This is a genomic window from Gemmatimonas aurantiaca T-27, from assembly GCF_000010305.1.
Lineage (GTDB): Bacteria > Gemmatimonadota > Gemmatimonadetes > Gemmatimonadales > Gemmatimonadaceae > Gemmatimonas > Gemmatimonas aurantiaca.
This window is the reverse complement of record NC_012489.1, coordinates 1,635,162-1,655,702: the sequence shown is the minus strand read 5'-3', so window position 1 is coordinate 1,655,702 and position 20,541 is coordinate 1,635,162. Positions and strand designations below refer to the sequence as shown.

General features: G+C 64.9%; 13 protein-coding genes. 6 read left to right on the top strand and 7 right to left on the bottom strand.

All coding sequences use genetic code 11. The annotated features are described in order from the left end of the window. Positions 1 to 11: 11 nt before the first annotated feature. Positions 12 to 2,495: a penicillin acylase family protein gene (locus tag GAU_RS07030; protein WP_012682864.1), complete on the top strand. Its 2,484-nt coding sequence runs from the start codon at positions 12 to 14 to the stop codon at positions 2,493 to 2,495. Positions 2,496 to 2,514: 19 nt separating this feature from the next. After that, positions 2,515 to 3,177, top strand: a complete 663-nt coding sequence (locus GAU_RS07025; RefSeq protein ID WP_041265355.1) for a hypothetical protein — start codon at positions 2,515 to 2,517, stop codon at positions 3,175 to 3,177. Between the two features lie 74 nt (positions 3,178 to 3,251). On the opposite strand, the gene GAU_RS07020 is transcribed toward GAU_RS07025, so the two are convergent. From GAU_RS07020 to GAU_RS07010, 3 genes are all read right to left on the bottom strand, one after another. Continuing rightward, a complete protein-coding gene (locus tag GAU_RS07020) occupies positions 3,252 to 5,510 on the bottom strand; it encodes a S9 family peptidase (protein WP_041265354.1) in 2,259 nt (752 codons plus the stop codon). A 546-nt stretch (positions 5,511 to 6,056) separates the two neighbouring features. After that, on the bottom strand, positions 6,057 to 6,995 hold the full coding sequence (locus tag GAU_RS07015; protein WP_169307621.1) for a M20/M25/M40 family metallo-hydrolase: 939 nt from the start codon (positions 6,993 to 6,995) through the stop codon (positions 6,057 to 6,059). 125 nt (positions 6,996 to 7,120) lie between these two features. Further along, a complete protein-coding gene (locus tag GAU_RS07010) occupies positions 7,121 to 8,530 on the bottom strand; it encodes a DUF4403 family protein (RefSeq protein ID WP_012682860.1) in 1,410 nt (469 codons plus the stop codon). A gap of 27 nt (positions 8,531 to 8,557) precedes the next feature. Between GAU_RS07010 and GAU_RS07005 the strand changes: the two genes are divergently transcribed. Next, on the top strand, positions 8,558 to 9,217 hold the full coding sequence (locus tag GAU_RS07005) for a hypothetical protein (RefSeq protein ID WP_012682859.1): 660 nt from the start codon (positions 8,558 to 8,560) through the stop codon (positions 9,215 to 9,217). 28 nt (positions 9,218 to 9,245) lie between these two features. On the opposite strand, the gene GAU_RS07000 is transcribed toward GAU_RS07005, so the two are convergent. From GAU_RS07000 to thrA, 3 genes are read right to left on the bottom strand one after another with little or no spacing between them, the layout of a single operon-like run. Beyond that, positions 9,246 to 9,983, bottom strand: coding sequence for an SDR family NAD(P)-dependent oxidoreductase (locus tag GAU_RS07000; RefSeq protein ID WP_012682858.1), 738 nt, complete (start codon positions 9,981 to 9,983; stop codon positions 9,246 to 9,248). 57 nt (positions 9,984 to 10,040) lie between these two features. Next, entirely contained in the window at positions 10,041 to 11,378 is a 1,338-nt protein-coding gene (gene thrC / locus GAU_RS06995; protein WP_012682857.1) for a threonine synthase, read from the bottom strand. Beyond that, positions 11,375 to 13,927, bottom strand: a complete 2,553-nt coding sequence (gene thrA / locus GAU_RS06990) for a bifunctional aspartate kinase/homoserine dehydrogenase I (protein WP_012682856.1) — start codon at positions 13,925 to 13,927, stop codon at positions 11,375 to 11,377. The genes thrC and thrA overlap by 4 nt, the downstream gene beginning before the upstream one ends. Before the next feature lie 250 nt (positions 13,928 to 14,177). On the opposite strand from thrA, the gene glgP reads away from it, so the two are divergent. From glgP to GAU_RS06975, 3 genes are read left to right on the top strand one after another with little or no spacing between them, the layout of a single operon-like run. Beyond that, complete coding sequence (gene glgP / locus GAU_RS06985; protein WP_012682855.1) at positions 14,178 to 16,358, top strand: alpha-glucan family phosphorylase; 2,181 nt, start codon at positions 14,178 to 14,180, stop codon at positions 16,356 to 16,358. A 33-nt stretch (positions 16,359 to 16,391) separates the two neighbouring features. Next, positions 16,392 to 17,918 carry a glycogen synthase gene (locus GAU_RS06980; protein ID WP_012682854.1) on the top strand — a complete coding sequence of 509 codons (1,527 nt, stop codon included), beginning with the start codon at positions 16,392 to 16,394 and terminating at the stop codon, positions 17,916 to 17,918. A gap of 8 nt (positions 17,919 to 17,926) precedes the next feature. Continuing rightward, entirely contained in the window at positions 17,927 to 19,759 is a 1,833-nt protein-coding gene (locus tag GAU_RS06975; protein ID WP_012682853.1) for a DUF3536 domain-containing protein, read from the top strand. Positions 19,760 to 19,845: 86 nt separating this feature from the next. Here the strand turns inward: GAU_RS06975 and GAU_RS21630 are convergent, their stop codons facing one another. After that, entirely contained in the window at positions 19,846 to 20,394 is a 549-nt protein-coding gene (locus GAU_RS21630; RefSeq protein ID WP_012682852.1) for a GxxExxY protein, read from the bottom strand. Positions 20,395 to 20,541: the final 147 nt, after the last annotated feature.

Below are 20,541 nucleotides of genomic sequence, written 5' to 3'. Positions count from 1 at the left end.
TGCCACATCAGATGCCGATCCCCCTCCTGCGGCGTCGTTCCCTGCCCCGTGGCTTCGTGTCACTGCTTCCGGGCGCCCTGTTCATCGTCGCTTCGCTCGCGCCCCTCACGTCGTTGGGAGCGCAGGCCACCGCCGCACCGCCCCGTACCGCAACACCACGCCCGGCTTCCGGACAGCGTCTCGATGTGCGCGGACTGCAGGCGGCGGTGACACTGACGCGCGATAGCGCCGGCATCGTGCACATCGAAGCCAAGAATGAGCACGATCTGTTTTTCGCGCAGGGGTACAGCTCGGCGCGCGACCGGTTGTTTCAGTTGGAGCTGTGGCGCCGGCAAGCCACCGGCACCATGGCCGAAGCATTGGGGCCGCGCTGGGTGGCCCGTGATCGCGCGTCGCGGCTACTGCGCTATCGCGGATCCATGACCACCGAACTGGCGCACTATCATCGACGCGGTGCGTCCATCATTCAGGCGTTTGTCGATGGGGTGAATGCCTATGTGGATCGGGTGCAGAAAGACACCAGTCTGATGCCGCCCGATCTCAAGGCACTGGGTATCACGCCCGGCAAATGGACACCGGCCATTGTCATCTCGCGCCACAATGCTCTCGCGTCGAACGCCAAAGACGAACCCAACAACGCCCGCGCCGTGCGGGCCATTGGGGAAGCGGCGGTGCGCCGTCGGAAGCGTTTTGAGCCTGAAAACGCACGCCTCGCCATCGACTCTGCGGTCGCACAGTTGGTGGGCGCGGCCAATGACGCGCAGATCTTTGCCGAGTACGACGGCTCCCGCTCCACCCCGTCTTTTCGATTGGAGGAAGTGGCGGCCGCGTGGCGGCGCACGAGTGCACCCGTGGAACCGCGTGATACGGAAATCGAACGCTGGGAGAGCAACAACTGGGTTATCGCCGGATCGCGCACGGCCAGTGGAAAGCCGATCGTGGCCAATGATCCGCACCGCACGATCGCCGTGCCGTCGCTGCGATACATGGTGCACCTCAAGGCGCCGGGGTGGGATGTGATCGGTGGTGGCGAACCGGCGATTCCCGGGGTGGCCATCGGGCACAATCAGCACGGGGCATGGGGACTCACGATCTTCGGCATCGACGCGGAAGATCTCTATGTGTACGAGCTCGATCGCTCCAATCCGCGCGCCTATCGCTATCGCAACAGCGTTGAGCGCATGCGGATCATCACCGACACCATTCGGGTACGCGGCGCAGCACCGGTTCCGGTGACACTCGCCTACACGCGACACGGGCCGGTGCTGTACGTGGACAGCGCCCGGCATCAGGCTGTCGCCTTACGCGCCGCCTGGCTCGAACCGGGTGGGGCACCGTATCTCGCCAGCCTGCGTCTCGATCAGGCGCGCAACTGGGCTGAAGCTCGCGCGGCACTCGCGTTCGCGCACATGCCGGCACTCAACTGGATCTGGGCCGACACCAGCGGCGCCATCGGCTGGCAAACCGCCGCCATCGCACCGGTGCGCCCGAACTGGGACGGCCTCGTGCCCGTGCCAGGGGATGGGCGATTCGAATGGAATGGGTTCCTGCCCATTCCGCAGTTGCCGCACGAATCGTCTCCGGCGCGCGGCTATGTAGGCACCGCCAATGCGTTCAACGTGCCACAGTCGTATCCGCGCTTCGATGCGCTGGCCCGCACATGGGCCGATCCATACCGGCACAATCGCCTGCTCGAAGTGCTCGATACCACGCGCAAGGCCACCGTGGCCAGCAGTGGGGCCCTGCAGTTCGATGAGGCGTCGCTGCCCGCCCGCGCGCTGGTGCCGCTCCTCGCCAACATCACCTTCGGCACGCCCGCCATGACCTCGGCGCGCGATACCGTGCTCCGTTGGAATCGTTTCATGAATGCCGAGTCCCGCGGCGCCGCATTGTACGCGGCGTGGGAACGACGACTGGCCAGCATCTCGGCCGAGGTCGTCGTGCCACGAGCCGCCCGCGCCACGATCAGGACCGTACCACTGGCCCGCACCGTGGAATGGCTCACCAACCCGGACTCACTGTTGGGCACACGCCCAGCGGCCACGCGGGATTCCATTGTGAAGCGCGCCTTCGAAGACGCTGTGGCTGATGTCACACGTCGCTTTGGTGCGGACATGTCGACCTGGCGTTATGGGGACCCAAAGTTCCATCACGCGCGTATCAGTCACGTGCTCGATCCACTCGTGCACGATTCGGTGCGGGCCAGGCTGTCTCCGGGTCCATTGCCGCGTGGCGGCTACGCCAACACTTTGCACGCCACGGGCAACACCGACAATCAGACGCATGGGGCTAGCCTGCGTGTGGTGATCGATCTGGCCAATTGGGACGCCGCACGCGTCACCAACTCACCGGGCCAGAGCGGTGATCCGCGTAGCCCGTTCTATGCCAATCTCTTTCCGCTGTGGGCGCGCGGTACTTTTGTGCCGCTTCCCTACAGTCCCGCCGCGATCAAGGCACGCACCGCCGAGGTCGTTCTTCTCTCTCCGCAGAAGTAGACAACACCGAGGTCCCCTCATGGTCCCGCTCCATCTTCCGATTGCCGTTGTCAGCATGATGCTGTCCACGGGAACGCCGGCTACGCCTGCCACCCCTGCCCCGCAGGCGGACATGTCGTTCTTCATCACCAGCGTTGGACTAGGTGATGGCGCCAACCTCGGCGGCGTGGAAGGCGCCGACAAACACTGCGCCACGCTGGCGGAAGCCGCCGGTGTGCGTGGCAAGACGTGGCATGCGTATCTGAGTCAGCAGGCTGTGGGTGGCAAGCAGGCCATCAATGCCCGCGATCGCATCGGCAAGGGCCCGTGGAAAAACGCCAAGGGTGTCGTCGTGGCCACCAGTGTGGACGATCTGCACAGCGACAACAACAAGCTGTCGAAGGACAACAGCATCACGGAGAAGGGCGCGCTGGTGAATGGCCGCGGTGACACACCGAACACGCACGACATTCTCACGGGCTCCACGCTCGACGGACGGGTGTCCGGTGATGCCGGTGATTCCACGTGCAACAACTGGACGAGCAATGCGGCGACCGGCGCTGCACTGGTCGGCCATCACGATCGGCAGGGCGGCGGTGCCAATCCCACGTCGTGGAACAATGCACATGCATCGCGTGGCTGTGGTCAGGACAACTTGAAGGCCACCGGCGGCAACGCGCTGTTCTATTGTTTCGCCGTCTGATTCACTGAGGGCAGAAAGGGAAACGGGGCGCGCATCGTGAGATGCGCGCCCCGTTTTCCTTTCAACGCCGTCGATCAGTTGGCCACAGCACCAGGCTGCACACCCTGGAGCCAATAGCCGAACCACTGCCGCAGACGACCGAGACGATCGACCAGCAGCCACGGTTCACCGGTACGGCTCAGATCATGGTTGGAGCGCGGGTACCGAATGAGCTCCACCGGCACGCCCTGCTTCTTGAGTGACATGAACCAGATCTCAGCGCTGCCCATCGGCGTGCGATGATCTTCTTCGCTCTGCACGATGAGCATGGGCGTCTTCACCTTGTTCACATAGCGGATCGGCGAGAGCTCGTCGTACAGCTTCTGGTTGTCCCACGGCTTGCCGTAGAACTCGAACTCCGTGAGTCCCTGCGCATCGCTGGAACCATACCAGTAGGTCCAGTCCGTGATCGTGCGGTCGGTTTCGATGGCCTTGAAGCGCGTGGTCTTCGTGGCCATCCACGTGGTCATGAAACCGCCGTACGAACCACCGGTAGCACCCATCTTCGTGCTGTCCACATCGGCGCGCACGGATACGATATCCACGGCCTTCATGAGGTCCTGGTAGTCTTCCATGCCCCAACGGCCGCGCGTGCTGTACGTGAACGGTGCACCATAGCCGCTCGAACCACGCGGGTTGGTGAACAGCACGAACATGCCCTGGGCCGCGAGGTTCTGGAATTCGTCGAACCAGCCTTCGCCGTACGACGAGTGCGGACCACCGTGAATGTAGATGACCATCGGATACTTCTTGCCGGCTTCGTAGCCATACGGCTTCATCAGCCAGCCTTCGATCTCGAGGTTGCCCACGCTCTTGTAGGTGATGCGCTCGGCGTCACTCCACACCACGTCGGCGTTGACGTCCTTGTTGAAGTTCGTGAGCTGCCGTTCACCGGTGCCGTCACCGCTGGCAACAAACAACTCCGTCGGCTTGTTCATGGACGTCGCCACATACGCCAGCGTCTTGCCCGACTCGTCGTAGCTCGCGCCACGCAACTGACGGCGGCCGCTCACCAGCTCAGTGGGCAACGACTTGCCGCTCATGTCGGCACGCAGTACCGCCGAACGTCCGCCGATTTCCGCCGTGAACTGAATGCCACCCGGCAGCCAGTCAAAGTTGCCCGGCTCGTACTGCCAGTTGCCCAGCAGTGCGCGCGGCGTGCCACCGGCTGCGTCCACCACATAGATGTTCGAGTTCTTCGTGCGTCCCGGACGACCGATGAACGCGATCTGCTTGCCGTCGGGTGACCAGGTGATCTGCGATTCCGCGCCCATCCAATCCGTCAACTTGCGCGGCGTGCCGCCATTGGCGTCGATGATGTAGATGTCGGCGTCGTTCCGCTCGGCTTCATCACGCACCTTGTTGTACGGCAGCGTGGCGAGCGAATCACGCTCACGATCAACCACCGAATCGGGACGCAGCCGCGAATCGGCCGTGAAGGCGATCCACTTGCCGTCCGGCGACACCACCGGCCCACGATGCGAATAGGCAGTGCTGGTGATCACCTTCTTGGTCGTATCCCCAATCGGCTGCCGCGCGATCTGCGTGGGCCGCCAGGTGCGGGCCACACGACGGCCCGGCACGAAACCGACACCGTTCACCTTGTAGGACATGTCCACGACATGGCGACCGTCGAAACGCGCCGACACCGAGGGACGGGTAATGGCTTCGAACGGCGGACGCGCCATCGGCTGCATCTGCCCGAACGGATCGGGGCTTGGCGCCGTCGGTGCCGGACGACCGGCATCAGTGAACACGGCGAACGAGCCGTCCGACGGCATGGAGCCGTTGGGATAGTCGCCCACCTGAATGGCTTCACCACTGGGCTGATCGAGGCGAATGGCCCAGGTGTTTCCGGTGCCGCCGGCACGCTGCGAAGTGAAGAACAGGTACTTACCGTCGGCCGACCAGCGCGGATTGCTGCTTTCCGTGCTCGGTGAGGTCCAACGCTGCGGCTCACCGCCGGCCGCGTTCACCACCCAGATCTCGCTGTGGCGTCGGTTGTCAGCTTCCACCGCGCGGGTCACCGTGACCGCGATACGCTTGCCATCGGGTGAGACGGCCGGGTTGCTGAGATTGGCCACGCGATACCAGTCGCGCAGCATCATGGCGCGCGGTCCCTTGGGGAGCGCAGGGAGGGCGTTGCTCGGGCTGGCGCCGCCGGCGGCCGCTCCAGCGCCACCAGCTCCGCCGCCGCCTCCACGTCCCGGTTGAGCGATCAGCGCGGCCGGAGCCGCACAAGCCAGAAGGGCGAGCGCATAGGGGGCGCGTCGCCATTGGGCGGACACGTGCATGGGCAGATCCAGAAAAGGGTGCAACAGGTGGGAGTCGCAACCGGGCTACGTGAAAAACGCGCGGCGCGTTGGGACGAGGGGCGAGGCGGGATCTGGGAAAAGTACCACATGGGCCACCGTGTGACAGATCACGCTTTTGATGCTTGCAGGCGGGCGCGAAACGTCATACCATATGCCTGATGCGGAGGAGCGTCCGCATTCCGCCATGTAAGGCCGAGCTCGGCAGCCAGCCGAGTGACAGTCCCAAGTGACGTGGATGGATCCGATGGTGCGGGACCCAAGACCTGTTCCAGCGGCTGCAGCGCCCGTTGTTCAACCCTACATCGAGGAGGTGATTCTTTGTCTAGCGTCAGTCCTACTGCCGGCTCTTATCGGGCAACAGATCTCCTGATCGACGCCCGGTAGTTCACGGGTTTCCCGGGTCGGTGATCCTACCGAGCCGGCAGGGAATGCAAGGGGGTGCACCACGCGAGTGGTGCGCCCCCTTCCTCATTCCGCCAATGTCAGTTCCACTGCGTCACGGCAACGACGCGATGGCAGTGAATGTCATTTGCGCCGCATCGCGGCGATCTGCTCCAATGCCTTGTCCGCCTGCCGCAGCAGCGCGTACGCAAAGTCGGTCGTGCCGCGGTAGAACTTGGGATCGATCTTGTCCGCGTCGTCACCGGGTTTGTGATAGTCCGGATGGTCCTCGACGCCGAGATAGAAGAACGGAATGCCCTTGGCGTGGAACGACGCATGATCCGATGAGTTGGTCCAGTCGTCGCCCGGCTTGAGATCTTTCGTATCGTGCCCGAAGCGAATGCTGACCGCCGCCGACTTGGCCGCCGCCTCGGCGATCGGCTTGAGCGCCGCAGTATGTGAGACGCCCGCCACCCAGAGAGCGCCCGCATCCTGCCGAGCCACCATGTCCAGGTTGATGTTGAGCCCGATGCGCTCCAGCGGCACCGGCGGCGCGGCGGCGAAAGCCTTCGACCCGACCATCCCACTCTCCTCGGCATCAAAGAACGCCAGGATCACGTCGTGCTTGGGAGGTTGCTTCACCAACCGTTCGGCTATGGTCAGTAGTGCCACGCAGCCAGAGGCATCATCGTCGGCGCCATTGAAGGTCTCGCCGTTCCGTACGCCCAAGTGGTCGTAGTGCGCGCTCAGGACGATCACCGGGCCACTGCCCTTCGTGCCCGGAATACGCGCCGCCACGTTCGCCCCCACGGTATCAGTGCTCCCGGCCCGCGGACGCAGCGCGACGGACGATTCGAAGGCACTGCCCGCTGGCTTCACGCCAATGGCGTTCAATTCTCCGATTATCCACTTTCTGGCACGGGCAGCACCTGGAGATCCCGCTCGCCGTCCTTCCATCGAGTCCGCCGAGAGGGCGGACAGGCGCCGCATCATCTTCGCGGTTTCCGGATCGGATGGAGGAGGAAACGGCTGGGCGCCGGCGCCGGATACGATGGTGAGCGCCGTGACCAACGCGGTTGACACCAACGCGGTCGCGAAGGAACGGGCGGGTCCCTTGGTGCTGCGGACCTTTGATTCAGACGGAGATATCACAAGCATCACCGGAAAGTGTTTCACGTGGAAACATCGAAAAACGCAACAAATGTGACCTACTGAACCCAGACCCCGCTCTGGCCCGACAGATAGGCCTGGACGACGATCGCCGTGGCCGTTGGACGCACGGAGAGAATCTGCACGTCGCGAACGCTGCTGCCCATGACCACCCCCGGGGCCAGCGTGCCATTGAGCTTGAGGAGCAGTTCGCTGCGAATCGCATCGAGCTGAGCGCCCAGCGGGACCCGCCCCCCGGACGTGGCCCGTCGCACGGCCCGGGAAACCAGTGGCGCCGCGAGGGTGGCCTTGATGCGCGAGAGCCGCCCGCGACTCTGCAGCGTCCAGTCGAGGTCGTCGAGACGGAGTTCACGCGCGGCGGCATCCCAAGTCGGTCGGGAGACCAGTGTCAGTCGACCGTTGAGCGCGCCGGAAACGCCGAGGTCCACGAACAGGCTGTCCCCCGCCCCGCGCAGCAGCACACTGTCCACCTTCACGCTCTGCCGCGCGGTCTCGTCTTTCAGCAATTGGGTGGCCCGTCGTTGCATCTCGCCGTACGGCAGCTCCACCGACACCGGCACCCGGAAGTCGGCACTGCCCTCTCCCAACGCGAGCGCGGGCAGTGGACGCATGGCCACCCTGGGCTTGCTCCCCGCCACCACACGGGGCCGGGCGTACAGCACCAGCGTAGTGGTGATATTCCGCCCCGCTCCGACAAACGGCGTGACCCGCACCGCCTGCGGATCCAGCATCAGCCAGAGGGCCCCCAGCGAATCCAATGACGTGGGCTCGAGAAAGCTGCGCCAGAGTGAGTCGGCGAGTGGCTTGAAGTCTCCGGCCACGGGGATGGCGCTGTCGGCTTGGGCGGCAAAGGCCGCGAGCTGCTTGTCGACCACGTTCTGCAGTGTCTTGGTCGCGTTCACCCCGAGGGACGTGACGAGACAGGGATCGCGCAGGGTGGCGGCCAGGCGGGTGTCACGAGCCCCGATGCGCCAATCCCGCCGCCAGAACAGTGCGGTGGTCATCTGCAGATCGGCCCGGCGCATTGGCTCCGGGGCATAACCACACCCCGCCACGCGGGCACTGCCGAAGGTGCCCACACGGGCCCGATAGGTGAGCCGCGTATCGATCTGCAGCCGACTATCGACGGCATTGAGTGTGAGCCCTTCCCGCCGGTAGACGTACTGGTGACACACCAACCCGGCGGCATTGGCGCAGCGCGCCTCGGACAGCGAATCCCGTTCGGGAAACAGGGAGTCGAGCGATGGACGCAGTGCCGACAGCACGTAGGGGACGCGTACGGGAATCACGGCCAGCGCGCCGGGCGCCGGCGGCACATTCGCAGATGCCGGGGTAGAGGTGTCGCCTGGCGTGGGGAGCGCACCCGCTGACGGGTTGTTCGAGCAACTGACACTCGCCAACATCAACAACGCCACCGGCGCTGCGAGTCCAGCGAAGGGCCACCTCACGATTCCCCTCGATTCACCGGTTCCCCCATGTCTGTCCTCGTTTCGCGCATCCGCGCCCTCCTGCTGGTACCCACGACCGCGCTCATGGTCCTGTCCGCTCCCACCGTATTGCACGCGCAGATGGGTGGTATGGGCGGTGGCGGGATGGGCGGCGGCATGGGAGGCCGAGGTGGAATGGGCGGCGGCCCCGGTGGACGTCCTGGTGGGCCCGGCAGTCGCACACCGGTCGATGTGGCCAGGGATCGCATGAAGCAGACGGACCCGCTCGCGTTCCTCCTCGATCACAAGAAAGAACTCGCGCTGACCAAGGCCCAGCAAGACACGTTCAAGGTCTATCGCAAGGAGCTCGAGGAGAAGCAGTCGCCGGTGTTCAAGGATCTGCAGAAGGTGTCCACGGAAGAACCGGCCAATGGTGGTGCAGCCAATGGCGGCGGTCGTGGCGGCATGGGCGGTGGCATGGGTGGACGCGACGGTCGGCGTCCGCCCTCGGACAGCGCGGGTCGTGATGCCGCCGGTCCCTTCGCCTCCGATGCCGTGCGTGCGCTCTTCTCACGTCTGGCAGATATCCAGGATGCCTATCGCGACCGCGCGCGCACCAAGCTCGATGAGACGCAGCGGGTCCGGGCCGACTCTATCCAGAACGCGGCGTTGGAAAAGCAGCGCGAGAAGATGCAGAACCGCGGTTGAGGCTCACGGGAGCCCGGACGCGGTCTTCTCACCACGCCCGTTCGGCACCCGTCCAGTCGATGAAGGCTCCACTGCGATCACGCGGCAATCGCTCGGCCTGAACCAGCAGACCGAGCGCGGCATCCTCCATGAGCACCGGCGCGTCATGATCGTCGGGCGACTCGGCGTACCGGCCCGGATTGCCGAGGCAGAGCACGATGCCTTCGTCGCGCAGGTCGTGGGCGAGGGCTCGGGTGAGCATGTGGAGTCCTACGGCGCTGGCCGCCGTCGCGTAGCCCCCGCCATCACGTTTGGCCGACAGCGATCCACGCGCCGTGCTGACCAGCAACACACGCGCGCCATCACCATGGGCGAGCCACGGCAGCAGCGTGCGCACCAGCAGCAAGGGCGCCACTGCGTGCCGTCGATAGTGCTCGGTGAGCCCAGTCCCTGAGAGCGTGGACAGCTCTTCATCACGCGCCACCTGCGCCGCGCGATCATGCGGGCCCGCCTCGGCCGGCGCGATCACCAGCAGGTCCAGCGTCTCGGTGAGGCTTTCGAGCACCGGCACCGCATCGGCCACCATCGAGGGATCTGCCGGATCGAGCGCCAGGAATTCGAGCCCGCCGTACTGCGCCCGCAGATCGGCCAACACCGGCACGCGCGCCGGATTGCGGCAGGCCGCATACACCGTGTCGCCTCGAATGAGACTCTGGCGTACCAGCTCGATACCCAACGGGCGCGAAGCTCCCGTGATCAGCGTGCGGCGCGGCGATGCAGCAGACATGAATCGGGACGTGAAAGCGAATGCCGGTGCGAATGCAAAGCGGAGCGGTGTGCCCGTTCAGTTCGCGCGGGAACGACGCAGGATATCAGCCACGGCCTGCACCGTCGGTTCGATCTCCACCGGACGATTGGCTGCCGCAAAGTCTGCGCGCTCCTGGTGCAGTTCCACAAGAATGCCCGGGTCCTTGAGCACGTGACCGGTGAGCACGGCGACCACGCGATCACTCGCCTTGATCACGCCAGACTGCACGAGCTGCCGCACACCGGCCACGCTCGCCGCGCTGGCCGGCTCACAGCCCACGCCCGAGGCATCGATGACCACCTTGGCGTCGATGATCTCATCGTCCGTCACGGTGATGACCAGGCCATCGGTCTCACGAATGGCACGTACCGCACGATCCCAACTGGCCGGATCGCCGATGCGAATGGCCGTGGCAATCGTTTCGGCCTGCACCGCCTGACGCGTGGCGAACCCGTTGCGGAAGCCGTGGGCAAATGGAGCCGCGCCCGCCGCCTGCACCGACACGATGCGTGGCACGCGCGTGATGAGCCCCAACGCCTGCGCTTCACGCAGTGCTTTGCCGAAGGCGGCCGTGTTGCCAAGATTGCCGGCCGGCAACACGATGAAATCGGGCGCGTTCCATTCGAGCTGCTGCAGCATTTCGAAGACGATCGTCTTCTGGCCTTCCACGCGCCACGGATTGATGGAGTTGAGCAGATAGATGCCCAACTCACGTGACGCTTCCTGCACCAGCTTGAGGCAAGCGTCGAAATCCCCGCGCACCAGCAGCGTGGTGGCGCCGTAGGCCAGCGTCTGCGCCATCTTGCCCAGGGCCACCTTGCCGGCCGGCACAAACACCAGCCCCGGAATACCGGCCTGCGCCGCATACGACGCCAATGCCGCCGACGTGTTGCCAGTGGATGCACAGGCCACCGCTGTGGCACCCGTGCGCACCGCCTGGGTGGTGCCCACCGTCATGCCGCGGTCCTTGAACGAACCCGTGGGATTGTAGCCTTCGTGCTTGAGCAACAGCCCATCACAACCGGCAAACGCATTCACCCGCGTGCGCGCCATCAATGGGGTGTTGCCTTCCGGATGACTCGTGATGGCCTCACCAGCGCCGGGCATGATGAGCGATTCAAAACGCCACACGCCCGAAACATGCACGCCGGGTGTGGCGGGGCTCAGGCACTGTGCCAACGCCGATCCCACCAGCGGCGCACCCATGACATCGACCGGCGCGCGATGGATGATGGCCAACAGTCCCCCACACTTCGGGCACTCCGGTGCCGCGTCCAGTGCGGTCAGCTCGTGGGCACAGGCATCACATCGCTGAATGCTCTGTGCGCCGGGCGCCTCGTGCGCCGAAAGAAAGATCGCGTCGTTGGCACTCATGCGGGCGTCAGCTGAAGAATGTCGTTGAGCACACCGGCGGCGGTGACGGCCGGACCAGCTCCGGGACCCGTGATCACCAGCGGGTGTTCCTTGTAACGCTTCGTGGTGAACACAATCTGGTTGTCCGTGCCACGCAATCCCGCCAACGGATGTGAGAGCGGAACAGCCTGCAGACCCACCACCACTTTGCGCGGTGTGGCACGCAACACATAGCGCAGTGCCCGGCCCTGCTTCACGGCAGCCGCCTGTCGGCTGGCCCACAGCTTGTCCTGATCAGCGAGTGTGGCCTTGAACTTCGCCACTGGCATGTGGCGATACGCCTCCGGCACGAGTGACTCCACCGTCACGTCGGTCAGGTCGCCGTCGAAGCCGATCAGGCGTGCGAGAATCAGCGCCTTGCGCGCCACATCCATGCCCGACAGGTCGTCGCGCGGATCGGGTTCGGTGTAGCCACGCGCCATCGCATCACGCAGGGCGTCGCTGAAGGGACGTCCCTTGCCGATCTCGGTGAGCAGAAAGCCCAGGGTGCCCGACGTGCACCCTTCCACACGCAACACCTTGTCGCCGGTCTCCACGAGCTTGGCGTAGCTGTCCATCACCGGCAGACCAGCACCCACGGTGGTTTCGTGCAGAATGCGTGCGCCGTGTTGTTTGGCCAACGCACGCAACGCGGCCACCTCGGCACGCGGCGCAGACAACGGCTTCTTGTTGGCCAACACGATGTCCATGTCGGCGGCCAGTGCCTTGCGGATGGCGGGCAGCGTGTCGTCGGCCGTCACATCCACCAGCACCGGACGAGCCAGCGCATGCGTGGCAATCCACTGCACCGCTTCCGACGCCGACGCCTTGCGCGCATGCGCCAATGAGGCGAGTGGCTTGCCCGCGGACTTGAGCGCCACCGCACTGGCCAACTGACGCGGCGACAGCCCATCGGGCTCGAACACAAATCCGCTGCGATCGATCAACCCCACCACGGTGGGACGCACCCGACGGCGGCTGCGTGGCAGCATGCGCAGCAACTCCCGACCGATCTGTCCCACGCCCAGCAGCACCACATCGAGACGGTCGTCGCGCCGCACGCCGCCACCGCCGATCTTGTCGAGTTGGAACTCGTCGTGCACGGCCCGCGCTGCGGCTTCCGCGTCACGCTCGGCAATCACCACCGAGATATTGAGCTCCGACGAGCCCTGGGCGATGGCCACGATGTTCACACCCGCACGTGAGAGCGATGTGAACATGCGCGATGCAATACCGGGCGACCCGGCCATGCCAAGACCCACAACGGCGAGCGTGGCCATGCCGGTCTGCGCGTCCATGCCTTCCAGTTCACGACGCGACAACTCCAGCGCAAAGGCCCGCTCGAGTGCGATCTTCGCATCACGCCCGCGCTCCGACGGCACGCACAGACAGATGGAGTGCTCGGACGACGCCTGCGAAATGAGCGTGACGGAAATCCCCGCCTGCTGCAGCGCCGCAAACGTTCGTGCCGCGATGCCGGGCACGCCCAGCATGCCGTTGCCCGTGACGGTGATCAGCGCCTGGCTGCGCACGATGCTCAGCGCCTTCACGGGATAACGCTGCAGTGTGTGACGCACCGAAATCTCGGTGCCCGGTGCCTCGGGGTCCGCGAAGGGACGCACGAACACCGGCACGCGCACGCGCGTGAGCGGAATCAGTGCGCGCGGGTGTAGGACCTTAGCCCCGTAGTACGCCAACTCGGCCGCTTCGCGCACATTGAGCTGCGGCACGATGCGCGCCGTGGGCACCAGACGGGGATCGGTGGTCATCAGCCCGGGCACGTCTTTCCAGAGCGTGATGCGCTCGGCCTTGAGCGAGCGACCCAACACGGTGGCCGTAAGGTCACTGCCACCGCGGCCCAGCGTGACCAGCGCCCCCCCTTCGCCACCGCCCACAAAGCCCGGAATAACCGGAATGACCTTGCGTCGTACCAACGGACGCAAACGCGCCCGCACCAGACGATCGGTGGCCGCCAGGTCGGGGAATGCGTTGCCGAACACACCATCGGTCTGGATGATCTCGGCCGCCTCCACGTACTGCGCTTTGGCTTTCCGCGACACGAGACCAGCCACGACGATACGTGCCGATAGCTGTTCACCGCGGGCCACCAGGAAATCACGGGTACGGGGCGTCAATTCCCTGAGGCTGGCCACCCCGTGCGCGAGCATCCGCAGCTCATCAAAGGCTTCGTCCAGCTCCCGCTGCAAGGCCGTGCGGGCGCGGATATTGGGCAGCACCTCGTTGCCCACTGCGACATGGCGCGCATGCAACCGATCCACGGCCACATCCACCGCCTTCACATCGCCTTCCCGCGCTGCGGTCGCGATCGCCAGCAAGGCGTCGGTCACCCCGGCCAGGGCCGACACCACATTCACGACCCGCGTCGGACGCGGCGCGAGAATCAGGTCAATGGCATGACGGACGGCCGCCGCATCGGCGAGCGAGGCACCGCCGAACTTGAAGACCTCGACAGCGGTCGATCGACCGGTCGACGAACGACCGGCTGACCGCGTGGATGAACGCGCAGGCATGATGAGTTGGAAAACGGGTCGCCGGCGGGGGCTGTCGGCCGCATGACGCAGGCCGCAGGACACTCGTCCGGGAAAGGGGGTGCCAAAAGGCACACTCCATACCATTCCGAGACTAGTCCGGGCCGCTTCACCTGTCCACACCCTCGGCCCGCTGCATACCTTTCGGCGGCCACCTGCCGCAGCACGCGTGCGGTGGGACGGGGCGTCGATGACAGTCCCTACCTGGCCGCTGACCACCCGTTCCGTCGAGATGACCGTGTCCGTTGAAGGCTCCCTGAATCCGCTGTCCCCCGTCCGCCCCACGCTGCCGCCACGCCTCACGGGGCTTGCCCAGCTCGCGCACAACCTCGCGTGGAGCTGGAACCGCGATGCGCGGATGCTCTTCAAGGAGATCGACGACACCCTGTGGCAACAGTTGCGTCACAATCCGCTGCGCCTGCTGCAACTCGTCTCGGCCGAACGATTGGCTGAACTGGCCGAAGACGCGCAGTTCTGCGCCCGGTACGATCGCGCCATGCAGTGGCTGGCCGCCGAACGGTCGGACGAACATACCTGGTATGCCCGCACCTTCCCGGAGCTCCGTGGACGCCCGGTGGCGTACTTCTGCGCCGAATTCGGCATTCACAACTCCGTGCCGATCTACTCGGGCGGACTCGGCGTGCTCGCCGGGGACCACCTCAAGACGGCCTCCGATCTCGGTGTGCCGCTGGTGGCGGTGGGCATCCTGTACCGCAATGGCTACTTCGACCAGCACATTCGGGTAGACGGCTGGCAGGAAGACTCCGACGCCCGCATCGATTTCCGCTCGGTGCCCCTGGCGCCGCTCCCGGGACGCGATGGGGCTCGTCATCTCGTCACGGTGAATACCTTCGGCCGCGACATTCACATTCGCGTGTGGAAGATGCAGGTCGGTCGTGTGCCGGTGTACCTGCTCGATTCCGACCTCGAGGAGAACCATCCGGACGATCGGCCCCTGCTCTCGAAGCTGTATTCGGGTGGTCCGGCCATGCGCCTCCGCCAGGAATGGCTGCTCGGGGTGGGCGGCGTGCGCGCGCTCCGTGCGCTCGGCATCGCGCCGGCGGCCTGGCACGCCAACGAAGGCCACGCGGCGTTCATGATGGTGGAGCGCGTCCGCGAGCTGTGTGCGGAAGGCGTGCCCTATGCCGATGCCGTCAAGCGCGTGCGCAACGCCAGTGTGTTCACCACGCACACCCCCGTGCCGGCCGGCCACGATCACTTCGCCACCAACGACGTGTTGCGCTGTGCCGAAGGCGAGGCCACCTGGTCCGACATGGGGATCGCGCAGGAAGATTTCGCCCGCATCGGCTATCACCCCGAGTCGGGTTCGGGTGTGTACCACATGACATCGGCATCCATGCGCCTCTCGCGGCGGGTGAATGCCGTGTCCCGTCGCCATGGTATCGTCACGCGGGAGATGAGCCGCTCGATGTGGAACGGTCGTGATGCCGAGCAGGTGCCGATCGGACATGTCACCAATGGCGTGCATCTGGCCACCTGGATGGCCAACCCGATCATGAAGCTGCTCGACGAGCACCTCGGAACGGCGTGGGGACACAGCAACGACCCGGCATTGTGGGAGCAGATTCTCACGCTCGACGACGAGAAGCTCTGGTTCACCCACCAGCGTCTCAAGCACACCCTCATGCGCCGGGTGCGTGAAGAGGCCCGCCGCGCGTTCGCGCAGGGTGGTCTCGAAGCGACCCAGCTCGTCGGTGCCGGCACGCTGCTCGATCCGCATGTGCTCACCATCGGTTTTGCGCGCCGTTTTGCCACATACAAGCGGGCCGATCTGATCTTCCGTGACGTGGAGCGTTTGCGCGCACTCGTGACCAATTCGTCGCGCCCCGTGCAGATCGTCTTCGCCGGCAAGGCACATCCGGCCGACAATCCGGGCAAGCAGGTACTGCAGAACGTCTATCAGTTCACGCGTGATCCACGTTTCGAAGGACGCGTGGCGTTCATCGAAGACTACGGCATGCACCTCGCTCACCTGCTGGTGCAGGGCGTGGATCTGTGGCTCAACCTGCCCCGTGTGCCACTCGAAGCGTCGGGCACCAGCGGTATGAAGGCCGCACTCAACGGCGTGCCCCAACTCTCCACCATCGATGGCTGGTGGGAAGAAGGCTACGAAGGCAACAACGGTTGGTCCATCGAACCCGAAGTGGACAGCGATGAAGGCTCCAGCACGGCACGCCGCTTGTACGAACTGCTCGAACAGGAAGTCGTACCACGCTATTACGACCGCGACAAGAGCGAGCTGCCGCGCCGTTGGCTGCTCATGATGAAGCACGCGGTGCGGGTGGCCGGCCAGCAGTTCACGGCACGCCGCATGGTGGAGCAGTACGCCCGCGGCTACTACGCGCCCTCCATTCTCGGCGATGCACTTCCTGACGATCCGCCAACGGCGTGAGGTCGTGTCCTCTCTGACTTCCATCACGTATCGATGAGCAAGCCGACGCCGGCACTCAGTCTGTCATCATCCGCACCGGGATCCTCCGACGACCGCACGGCGCGCACCATCGTGCATCTGACGGCCGAGTACAGTCCGTATGCTCGCACCGGCGGATTGGCCGAGGCGGTGATGGGACTGGCCAATTTTCAGGTGCGTGGTGGGGCGGATGTGGTGGTGTTTGTCCCGCTGTATCGCACGGTGCGGGATCATGCGCCCGATCTCGCACCACTCGGCCGGCCCATCGTGGTCGATCTCGGATTTCGTAGCGAAGAAGTGCGTTTTTTCCGCGAGGTCCATCCGCCGAAGGGACCGAAGGTCGTGTTCGTCGATATCCCGAGTGCGTTCGCACGCGGCGGGTTGTATGGCGAGGGCGGGCGTGACTACACCGACAATGCACGGCGATTCGCGCTGTTTTCGCGCGCCGTGCTCGATGCGATCCCGCGCCTGATTGCAGGCCCCGTGCTCGTGCACGCTCACGACTGGCACACGTCGCTCGCACTGATGTACATGCGCAGCTACGAGCAATTGCGCGAACGGTATGCCACCACGCCAACGGTGTTGTCGGTGCACAACGCCGGGTATCAGGGGCACTTTCCGTCGTCGGTGCTCAGCGAATGTGGCATTCCGCCGGAAGTGTACGATTTCCGGCATCTCGAGTGGTACGGTCGTGTGAACCTGCTCAAGGGCGGACTGACATTCGCCGATATGGTGGTCACGGTCAGCCCGACCCATGCGCAGGAGCTGCGCACCGCCGGCGGCGGTTTTGGGTTGCACGAAGTGTTTCAGTGGCTCGGTACCCGTTTCACCGGCATTACCAACGGCATCGATCAGTCGGTCTGGGATCCGTCGCAGGACGATCAGATCACGGCGCGATTCACCATCGACGATCCGGCCAACAAGGCTCGCTGCAAGGCGGCGTTGCAGCGTTCGTTTGGCTTGCCTCAGCGTCGCAAGATGCCGCTCTTCGGATTCACGGGAAGATTGGTCGCGCAAAAGGGGCTCGATCTGCTGCTCAACTCGCATCGTGTGTGGACACTCGATGCGCAGTTCGTTTTCCTGGGTGCTGGTGAATCGCGATTCGAACAGGCGTTGCTGGCGCTCGCGCAGGCGCGCCCGCGTCATGTCGGTGTGCAGCTCGATTTCACCGACCGCATGGAGCATCGTCTCATGGCTGGCGTCGACATCTTCCTGATGCCGTCACAGTACGAACCCTGCGGTCTCACGCAGTTGCGTGCACAGCGCTATGGGGCACTGCCGGTGGGTCGTCGTGTCGGTGGCATCGCCGATACCATCGAAGACGATGTGACGGGCTTTTTGTTCGACGAATTCACGCCAACGAGCTTCGATCAGGGCATCTCACGCGCCCTGGCCCGTTTCTCGGATCCGGCGGCCTGGGCGGCCCGCATGCGTGCGGCCATGAAGCGAGACTTTGGCTGGGAGCGGGCCGCGGAACGGTATGCCAGCGTGTATCAGCGGGCGACCGAGCGGGCGCAGCAGCGCGGCGCTTCGCAGAGCTGAGGCCAGCCATGGGCACACATTCCGTCATCATCCATCAACACCTGTACCAACCGCCACGCGAGGATCCGTGGTTCGAGGTGGTCGACACCGAACGATCGGCAGCGCCCGATCACGACTGGAATGCGCGCATCACGCGCGAGTGTTACACCCGTCTGGCGTCAGCGGCCGCCTATCGGCTCACGGGGCGTGATGCGGTCCCGTCACCGGGGGAACCGGATGCGAAGGCCGGACTGGCACGCCTGATCAATCTCTACGCCTGGTGTTCCTTCGATGTAGGGGCCACGCTGTGTGAGTGGCTCGATTCCGAAGCCCCGCATGTGTTGCATGCCATGCAAGCCGGCGACGCTGCGAGTGTGGCACGCTGGGGACATGGCAATGCCATTGCGGCCCCGTACCATCATGTGATTCTTCCGCTCGCATCACCACGCGACCGAATCACCGAAATCCGCTGGGGCATCCGCGACTTCACACGTCGCTTCGGACGCGCGCCGGAAGGTTTCTGGTTTCCCGAGTGCGCGATCAACGAAGAGACACTCGAAGCAGCAGCGGCGGAGGGTATTCGTTACACCGTGCTCGCGCCGTATCAGGTGCAGGGTCACGATGGCAGCGGTATGCCGGTGCGGTGGCGCGGTGCCTCTGGACGTGAATTGATCATCGTGCCCTACGACGGTGCACTGGCTGGCGACGTGGCGTTTGGTGGATTGCTTCGCGACTCGGGAGCGCTGGCGGGGCGCCTCACACCGTATCGCGGCCAGGAATTGACGTCGGCGCGTTGCACGACGCTCGCCACCGATGGGGAGACGTTTGGGCATCATCATCACGGTGGTGATTCGACCCTGGCCGAGGCGCTGTCACTGGTGGCACGGCGCACGCACTCACGGTTGACGAACCTCGGGGCACTGGTGGCGCAGCATGCGCCGCACGCCGATGTGTCGATCGTATCGCCGTCGGCGTGGAGTTGTTCGCATGGTGTCGAACGATGGCGCAGCAACTGCGGTTGCCGCATCGATGGAGGAAAGCCTCCCGCGCAGCAATGGCGTGGCCCACTGCGCCACGCGATGGAACAGTTGGCTGTTCGATGCCAGGAGGTGTTCGAGCGCGAAGGGGCGACGCTGTTTGCCGCAGACCCGTGGTCCGTGCGTGATGCCTACGGTGAGGTAGTGGCGTTCGACGGCGAAAAGCTGGGCGCGTTCGTTGCGCAGCACGTGCGCAGTGGACTGAGCACAGAGGAGCGCCAGCGTGCGGCAGAACTGCTGGAGCTCTCACGCGCATCGCTGCGCACCTTCACGTCGTGCGCGTGGTTTTTCGATGAGGTGGACCGCATCGAAGTGCGACAGGTCCTCGGCTACGTGGCGCGTTGCGTCGAGTTGAGTGGCGCCGCAGCGCGTATCACACCGGACTTGCTGCGGTGGCTGTCTCTCGCCACCAATGGATCACCTGGCGCGATCTCGGCAGCGGATGTGTTCGTGCGCGATGTCATGCCCCACGTCGCGCCGGAACTTCGAGCAGCGGCAGGAGCGATGGCCCTGACCGCAGCGGGTCTTCATGCCACATCCATCGGTGCTTTCGACGTACGCGTCACCTCGCAGGATTCGCTGTGGCAGGTCGAGGTCGTTCATCGTCGGACAGCCCGCCGAAGCTTCGCGGTTGGCGCTGTCTCGGGCGCTGGCTCCGAGCTCCGTGTACGAACAGGGATTCGTGGGTCCGACCCCGGCAGCTGGGTCGAGCTCTTTGTGCACGATCTGCCGGAACAGGTGGCCCGCGCGCTCCTTCTCGTGCATGCGGCCGACGACAACGCGTTGCTCGGCGACCCTTTGTCGACTGACCGGGCTGGGGAGTGAAAGGGAATGGGAAGGGGCTGAAGGGTTACTGCTTGCCGCTGCGCGGCTGAAAACAGCAGGAATTCAAGGGAGCCAAGGGAAACGGCTCACCGATTTCCTTCCGGTCGTTGGTTGTTTTCAATTTCTATTTTTTGTTTTTGCCCGATTTTGGCAGTTCCCTGCTGCTTTCCCTTGCCTTCATGCTGTGTTCGCGCCGCGCAGCGGCGCCCGGCAGGCAACCCTTCAATCCATTCCAATTCCCTTCCAATTCCCTCCCCTTCCATCGGCATGAGCCGAGCCGGCGGCACCGAATCGCCGAACTGCCAGTTCTCCACGCGACGGACCTCGCTTCGCACACCGAAGTTCACGAGCAATCCGACGCGGAGTTCCGCAATGCGCAGGTAGTTGTGTAGCTGGTCGCGGTGTGCCTGTACCAGCCGGTCGACGTGCTTCACTTCCACGATGATGCGTTCGTCGACCACGACATCGGCGCGGTAAGTCCCAATCACCTGGCCGCGGTACCACACGGCATACGGGACCTCCGTTTTGACCGAAAGGCGCTGCTCCTCCAATTCGAGGACCAGCGCTCGACGGTAGAGCACTTCGGCGAGCCCCGGGCGCAACTGCCGGCGCACGTCGTAAGCGCACCGGATCACGGCTTCACTGAGGGCAGCGTGGATGAAGGCTGGCAGGGTTTCCTCCCGAGGACGAATGGCAATATCGTCCGCCAGCCTCCACCGGCATCATCAGATCATTGCGGGCGGTGCCATGTCGACGCCACCGCCCGACCTTCCACTGCCAAG

What these genes read in the sequence shown, in the direction of transcription:
- GAU_RS07030 (WP_012682864.1), top strand. Translation starts at nt 12, where the DNA reads ATGCCGATCCCCCTCCTGCGGCGTCGTTCCCTGCCCCGTGGCTTCGTG.
- GAU_RS07025 (WP_041265355.1), top strand. Translation starts at nt 2,515, where the DNA reads ATGGTCCCGCTCCATCTTCCGATTGCCGTTGTCAGCATGATGCTGTCC.
- GAU_RS07020 (WP_041265354.1), bottom strand. Translation starts at nt 5,510, where the DNA reads ATGCACGTGTCCGCCCAATGGCGACGCGCCCCCTATGCGCTCGCCCTT.
- GAU_RS07005 (WP_012682859.1), top strand. Translation starts at nt 8,558, where the DNA reads ATGTCTGTCCTCGTTTCGCGCATCCGCGCCCTCCTGCTGGTACCCACG.
- GAU_RS07000 (WP_012682858.1), bottom strand. Translation starts at nt 9,983, where the DNA reads ATGTCTGCTGCATCGCCGCGCCGCACGCTGATCACGGGAGCTTCGCGC.
- thrC (WP_012682857.1), bottom strand. Translation starts at nt 11,378, where the DNA reads ATGAGTGCCAACGACGCGATCTTTCTTTCGGCGCACGAGGCGCCCGGC.
- thrA (WP_012682856.1), bottom strand. Translation starts at nt 13,927, where the DNA reads ATGCCTGCGCGTTCATCCACGCGGTCAGCCGGTCGTTCGTCGACCGGT.
- glgP (WP_012682855.1), top strand. Translation starts at nt 14,178, where the DNA reads ATGACCGTGTCCGTTGAAGGCTCCCTGAATCCGCTGTCCCCCGTCCGC.
- GAU_RS06980 (WP_012682854.1), top strand. Translation starts at nt 16,392, where the DNA reads ATGAGCAAGCCGACGCCGGCACTCAGTCTGTCATCATCCGCACCGGGA.
- GAU_RS06975 (WP_012682853.1), top strand. Translation starts at nt 17,927, where the DNA reads ATGGGCACACATTCCGTCATCATCCATCAACACCTGTACCAACCGCCA.